Here is a 6,778-nt window from a genome sequence, read left to right on the forward strand (position 1 = left end):
ATCGAGCCCGACGGGCGCAAGACCCACCATCTCAGACATTTCCTGCTCTCCAGGGAAATCAGTGCCGAGGCTTTCCTGCGGGTAGTCAGGGCGCACTGGACGATCGAAAACCAGTTACACTGGGTACTCGACGTAGCCTTCTGTGAAGATGCGGCCCGTAATCGCAAAGACAACGGCCCGCAAAACCTCTCTATCTTGCGAAAACTCGCACTCAACATCATCCGCCAGCACCCAGACAAAGCATCCATCCGACGAAAAATCAAAAAAGCGGGATGGGACGATCAGTTCCTCATCTCAATGATCGCTCATATGCAATAGCCCTGCCTTGAGGGGGAGATGCCTGGCAAGGCAGAGGGGGGTAGGCCACCCGGCATTCCTCAGCGTCGTGTACTGTGGTTCCTTGCCCTGAAAATGCGCTGACTATTTGGTTCTGCGCATTTTCAGACGGAAAACCGGGTTCCACTTCTCCTGAAAATGCTGTGCAGTCTCAGCCGTCCAGCGTTGCCATGTCGATGACGAAGCGGTAGCGCACATCGCTTTTCAAGACGCGCTCATAGGCGGTGTTGATCTCCTTGATGTCGATGATTTCGATGTCAGGCGTGATGTTGTGCTTGCCGCAGAAATCCAGCATGTCCTGGGTTTCCTTGATCGAGCCGATCATCGAGCCTGCCAGGGAGCGGCGGGCGGGGATGAGCGAGAAAGCGTGGACCGGAACCGGATTTTCCGGCACGCCCAGCAGCACCATGGTGCCATCGACCTTGAGCAGGTTGAGGTAGGCGTTCCAGTCGATCTCGGCGCTGACGGTGTTGATGATGAGGTCGAAGCTACCGGCCAGCTTCTCGAACGTCGCGGCATCCGATGTGGCGTAATAGTCTTTCGCCCCGAATTTCAGCCCGTCTTCCTTCTTGGAAAGCGACTGGCTGAGAACCGTTACCTCCGCCCCCATGGCGGCGGCAAGCTTCACGCCCATATGGCCAAGGCCGCCCATGCCGATGATGGCAACCTTCTTGCCGGGACCGGCCTTCCAGTGCGAAAGCGGCGAATAAAGCGTGATGCCGGCACAGAGCAGCGGGGCGGCCTTGTCCAGCGGCAGATTATCCGGAATGGACAGGACATAGCCTTCCTTCACGACGATGCTGTCGGAATAGCCGCCATAGGTTGGCGTCTTGCCGTCTGCTTCCACCGAATTATAGGTCTGGACGAGGCCCGGCAGATATTGTTCGTGATCGACGTCCCGCGTCTGGCAATGCACGCAGGAATCGACGAAACAGCCGATGCCGACGTGATCGCCCACCTTGAACTTGCTGACCTTCGCGCCAACGGCGGTGACGATCCCGGCAATTTCGTGACCGGGAACCATAGGGAAGGCGGAATTGCCCCATTCGTTGCGGGCCTGATGAATGTCGGAATGGCAGACGCCGCAATATTTGATCGAGATGACGACATCGTCCTCGTTCGGCTCGCGGCGGTCAAAGGTAAAGGGCTCCAGCGGCTTGCTGGCGTCGGTCGCGGCATAACCTCTTGCAATGGCCATGATCTATCCTTGCATCTTGGCGGAGGGGCGGCGGATGCGGCCCCGTTTATCCGCTTGAAAAAACCGTGCCGCGCCAGAGGAGGGCGGGAGGGCCCAGGGCGCGGCAAGCGGGATATAGGGCTAAAGCGCAAAGGCTCAAGGGCGGATGCCCACGCCCTGATGCGGCCTGCAAAAGCGGCTTTCGTTTGCCGGGCTATGGTCAGGCCGCGTAGCGGGATGCCTCCTGCCGCTCGATGATGAACCGTGCCACGAGATTTCGCAGATGCTCGGTCTCGCTTTTCAGCATCAGCGTGGCGGCGGTGGTTTCCTCCACCATGGCGGCATTCTGCTGGGTCATCTGGTCTATCTGCCCGATGGCGGCGTTGATCTCCGAAATGCTCGAGGATTGCTCGCGGGCCAGATGCGATACGTCGTCAATGCTGGAATTGATGGTGACGATACGTTGATCGATGCCCTTGAGCGCGGCGCCTGTTGCCTCCACAAGTTTCACGCCGGAGCCGACATGGCCGCCGGAGGCCTGAATGAGCCCCTTGATCTCCTTGGCAGCCGTGGCCGAGCGCTGGGCAAGCTCGCGCACCTCCTGCGCGACGACGGCAAACCCCTTGCCCGCTTCGCCCGCACGGGCCGCTTCCACGCCCGCATTCAACGCCAGCAGATTGGTCTGGAAGGCAATTTCATCGATGACGCCGATGATCTCGTTGATCTTGCTGGAGGATTCCTCGATGCGGCCCATGGCCTCGATTGCCTGGCCGACAATCGTGCCGGAGGCGCTGGCATCGTCCTTGGCAGCCATGGCCATGGTTTTGGCGTTATCGATGCTGCGTCCGGAGTTCTGGATGGTGCGGCTGATCTCGCCCACCGACGTGGCGGTTTCCTGAAGGTTGGCGGCCTGACCTTCGGTGCGGCCGGAAAGCTGGCTTACCGCCTCGCCGATCTTGTCCACCGAGCTTAGAACCGTTTCGCTGGAAAGCGTGATCTGATGCAGGGTATCGCCCAGCGTGGCGATGGCGGCGTTGAAATCCACCTCGAGCTTGCGATAGCTGTCCGGCATGTCGGAAAGCCGCACCGTCAGGTCGCCGTTGGAAAGCCGTTCGAAGGCCTTTGCCAGCCCGTCGATGAGGGCCTGCTGCTGCTGGCGGAAATGCGCATCCATGGCCTCGCGGCTGCGATGGCTTTCTGCCATGGCTTCACTCTGGGCGCCGCGCTCCTGCTCAAGCCGGTTGCGTTGATCCAGCGAGGTGCGGATCTCGATGAGCGCGCGCGCCATTTCGCCCGTCTCGTTACGGTCGCCGGTGAAGGGAATATCCACGGCCGTTTCGTTGCGCGACAGTCCGATCATCAAATCTTTCAGCTGGTTCAGCGGACGTGACATGGACCGGCCAACCATGACGCAGCCCGAAAGAATAAGCAGCGACGCCACGCCCAAAAGGGCGGCCGTGGTGAACAGCGTCCGGTGGTGAATGGCGGCAATATCGTCGTTATACATGCCGGTGCCGACCACCCAGCCCCAGGGCTGGAACAGCAGGATGTGCGAGTTTTTTTCCACCGGTTCGCTGGCGCCGGGCTTCGGCCACATGTAATCCACGAAACCGCTGCCCCTGGCCTTGGCCACCTTCACGAATTCCTGGAAGAGGTAAAGCCCGTTGGGATCCTTGATGCCGCTGATGTCCTTGCCGTTCAGTTCCGGCTTTATCGGGTGGGCAACCATGACCGTGTTGAGATCGTTGATCCAGAAATAACCGTCCGCGCCGTAGCGCATCGCCATGATCTGGGCGGCAGCATCGGCCTGCGCCGCTTCGCGCGTCATTTTGCCGGAGGCTTCGTATCCCTGATAACGTTTCAGGATGGAAACGGCATTTTCGTTCATTTTCGAAAGCATGTCACGCCGTTCCGAGATGATCTCGTGATAGGCTTGCGTGTTGCGAATGAACAATGCCCCTGCTGTGATAATCAGGGCAAAGGCTGCAAGCAAAACAATTCGGTTCATAAACGATAGATTGCGCATGGATCCACTTTCCCGCTTTTATGCAGAAATGGTGCGGGATATGTGTTTAAAAATGACTAAGTTCAAAATTTATACGTAATGTGTTATTTCATCTATATAGATAAGATAATTAAATTATTTGCATATAAAAGGCTTTTATTCATTTTTATGCGGGATTTTTTGCTTAAAAAGGACTTTTATCCCAATTTGCAACGGCCGGTGTATGCTTTTTTGAAGTTCCTGCGCCGTATTTGCTGCACGCCCGCCCGTAAAACCGAATACCTGTCTGCGGATTATGCTCTAGAGCATTTCCAGCAAAAGTGTAGTCGGTTTTGCGTCCGGAAATGCGCGGAAACAAGAAGTTAGAGCATTGCAGGTGAACCCGTGTTCACCGGAAGTGCTCTAAAATCCTGCTGATTATCGGGATGGCCCACTTTTCTTGACGTCAAGAATTCTGCAATGTGCGGAAAAGAGAAAAGCGGGGTTCGCAGATGTATGAATTCGCCATTGCCTGGGAATGGCTGGCCTTTGCCGTGCGCTGGCTGCATGTGGTGACAGCCGTGGCGTGGATTGGTTCGTCCTTCTACTTCATCGCGCTCGATCTGGGGCTGGTGAAGCGGCCCGGCCTGCCGGTGGGAGCCTATGGCGAGGAATGGCAGGTGCATGGCGGCGGCTTTTATCACATTCAGAAATATCTGGTTGCGCCCGCCTCCATGCCGGAGCATCTGACCTGGTTCAAATGGGAAAGTTATTTCACCTGGCTCTCCGGCTTTGCCATGATGTGCGTGGTTTATTATGGCGGCGCGGATCTTTTTCTCATCGACGCCCACGTGCTGCCGCTGGAGCCGTGGCAGGCCATTGCCATTTCACTGGTGTCGCTGTCCATCGGCTGGATTTGCTATGATCTTTTGTGCAAATCGCCCATCGGCAACAACACCTGGGGCCTGATGATCCTGCTTTACGCGGTGCTGGTGGCCATGGCCTGGGGCTATACGCAGGTGTTTACCGGCCGTGCCGCCTTTCTGCATCTCGGGGCCTTCACGGCCACCATCATGTCGGCCAATGTGTTTTTCATCATCATGCCCAACCAGCGCATCGTGGTGGCGGACCTGATCGCCGGGCGCACGGCAGACCCGAAATATGGCCGCATCGCCAAGCAACGCTCGCTGCACAACAACTATCTGACGCTGCCCGTCATCTTCTTCATGCTGTCCAACCATTATCCGCTGGCCTTCGCCACGGCCTATAACTGGGTTATCGCGGCATTGGTGTTTCTGATGGGCGTCACCATCCGCCACTGGTTCAACACGGTTCACGCCCGCAAGGGCAGGCCGATCTGGACCTGGATGGCCACCACCGTCATCTTTATCATCATCATGTGGCTTTCCACCGTGCCGCGCCCGGAGGAAAAGGCGGAGAATGCAAGCCTTTCTGCCATGCAACAGCGCTTCATGGCGGATGCGCATTTCGGCGCGGCGCGTGATGTCATTCAGGCGCGCTGTTCCATGTGCCATGCGGCAGAGCCCGTCTGGGAGGGGCTGGCGCGGCCGCCCAAAAACGTCAGATTCGAAACCGATGGCGAAATTGCCAGCCATGCCCGCGAAATTTACTTGCAGGCCGGCCGGAGCCATGCCATGCCCCCCGGCAATATATCCGAAGTGACCCCGCAAGAACGCCGCCTGCTGGTGGCATGGTATGAAAGCGCCGTCAAAGGCCCGCCCACCCCCTGAACTTGCCCACCCCCTGAAAGAGATGCCCTGCATGACCAAGACCCTGATCCGTGGCCGTCTTTTATCCTTCCGCCGTGCCCCGCAGCACATGGCGGACCGGGACAGCTATCTGTACGAAACGGATGGCGCGCTTCTGGTGGAAAACGGCCTGATCCTGGCAGTGGGCTCCTATGCCTCGGTCAAGCCGGGGAATGAGGAGGTGGTGGAGATCGATCATCGCCCGCATCTCATCCTGCCGGGTTTTATCGACTGCCATGTGCATTTTCCGCAAATGCAGGTGATTGGCTCCTATGCCGCCAATCTGCTGGAATGGCTGAATACCTATACCTTCCCGGAGGAATGCCGCTTCGTGGAAACCGCCCATGCGGAAAGGATCGCCACGCATTTCTTCGATGAATTCCTGCGTCACGGCACGACGACGGCGGTGGCCTATTGCTCCGTCCACAAAACCTCCGCCGATGCCTTTTTTGCCGAAAGCGCCAGACGCGGCACGCGCATGATCGCCGGCAAGGTGATGATGGACCGCAACGCCCCGCAAGGTCTTCTCGATACGCCGCAATCCGGCTATGACGAGACGCGCGAAATCATCGAAAGCTGGCATGGCCGCGCCCGCAATCTGGTGGCGATCACGCCGCGCTTTGCCATTACCTCGACGCCCGAACAGATGGAGATGGTGCAGGCGCTGGCCCGCGAATTTCCCGATCTGCATATCCAGACGCATCTTTCCGAAAACCGGGAGGAGATCGATTTTACCTGCTCGCTCTATCCGCAAGCGGAGGATTATACCGACATCTACGCCCGCTATGGCCTGCTTGGCGAGAGGACGCTTTTCGGCCATGCCATCCACCTTTCCGAGCGGGAAGCGGATGTGTTGTCGCAGACCGGCTCTGTGGCCGTCCATTGCCCCACCTCCAACCTGTTTCTCGGCTCCGGCCTCTTTCCGCTCAAGGCCATTCAGCGGCGGGAAAAGCCGGTGCGCGTGGCGCTGGCCACCGATATTGGCGGCGGCACCAGCTATTCCATGTTGCGCACGCTGGACGAGGCGTACAAGATCCAGCAATTGCTGGGCGAGCGGCTGAACCCGTTGGACAGCTACTGGCACATGACACGCGGCAATGCCGAGGCCCTGTCGCTGGCCGACCGGATCGGCACGCTGGAGCCGGGGACGGAAGCCGATTTCGTGGTGCTGAACAGCAGCGCCACCCCCGCCATGGCCTTGAAAATGCAGGCGGTAAAAGAGTTGCACGAAGAGCTTTTCCTCATGCAGACCATAGGCGATGACCGCACGGTGGTGGAAACCTATGTGGCGGGCGTGGCGAGCAAGCCGAGATAATACAGCGTCCTTTGTGCGTTTTATCAAACGCCACAGTACACGACGCTTAGGCATGTGGCGTGGCCTACCCCCCTCTGCCTTGCCAGGCATCTCCCCCTCAAGGGCAGGGCTATTGCATATGAGCGATCATTGAGATGAGGAACTGATCGTCCCATCCCGCTTTTTTGATTTTTCGTCGGATGGATGCTTTGTCTGGG

General features: G+C 58.2%; 5 protein-coding genes. 3 read left to right on the top strand and 2 right to left on the bottom strand.

The window, feature by feature from the left end; genetic code table 11:
- On the top strand, window positions 1–318 hold a 318-nt coding region (locus T424_RS21525), incomplete at its 5' end, for an ISAs1 family transposase (RefSeq protein ID WP_037068366.1).
- Window positions 319–487: 169 nt separating this feature from the next.
- Here T424_RS21525 and T424_RS0118470 read toward each other — a convergent pair.
- Together T424_RS0118470 and T424_RS0118475 are read right to left on the bottom strand one after the other, a co-directional pair.
- Window positions 488–1,534 (bottom strand): NAD(P)-dependent alcohol dehydrogenase, encoded by a 1,047-nt coding sequence (locus T424_RS0118470; RefSeq protein ID WP_027489032.1) that lies wholly within the window; start codon window positions 1,532–1,534, stop codon window positions 488–490.
- A 199-nt stretch (window positions 1,535–1,733) separates the two neighbouring features.
- A complete protein-coding gene (locus T424_RS0118475) occupies window positions 1,734–3,521 on the bottom strand; it encodes a methyl-accepting chemotaxis protein (RefSeq protein WP_051559251.1) in 1,788 nt (595 codons plus the stop codon).
- 488 nt (window positions 3,522–4,009) lie between these two features.
- Here T424_RS0118475 and puuD point away from each other — a divergent pair, with 488 nt between their 5' ends.
- Window positions 4,010–5,248, top strand: coding sequence for a urate hydroxylase PuuD (puuD, locus tag T424_RS0118490; RefSeq protein WP_027489035.1), 1,239 nt, complete (start codon window positions 4,010–4,012; stop codon window positions 5,246–5,248).
- A gap of 31 nt (window positions 5,249–5,279) precedes the next feature.
- Window positions 5,280–6,581 (top strand): guanine deaminase, encoded by a 1,302-nt coding sequence (gene guaD / locus T424_RS0118495; RefSeq protein ID WP_027489036.1) that lies wholly within the window; start codon window positions 5,280–5,282, stop codon window positions 6,579–6,581.
- Window positions 6,582–6,778: the final 197 nt, after the last annotated feature.

Origin of the sequence: Allorhizobium undicola ORS 992 = ATCC 700741 (genome assembly GCF_000621665.1) — a bacterium.
Taxonomy (GTDB): Bacteria; Pseudomonadota; Alphaproteobacteria; order Rhizobiales; family Rhizobiaceae; genus Allorhizobium; species Allorhizobium undicola.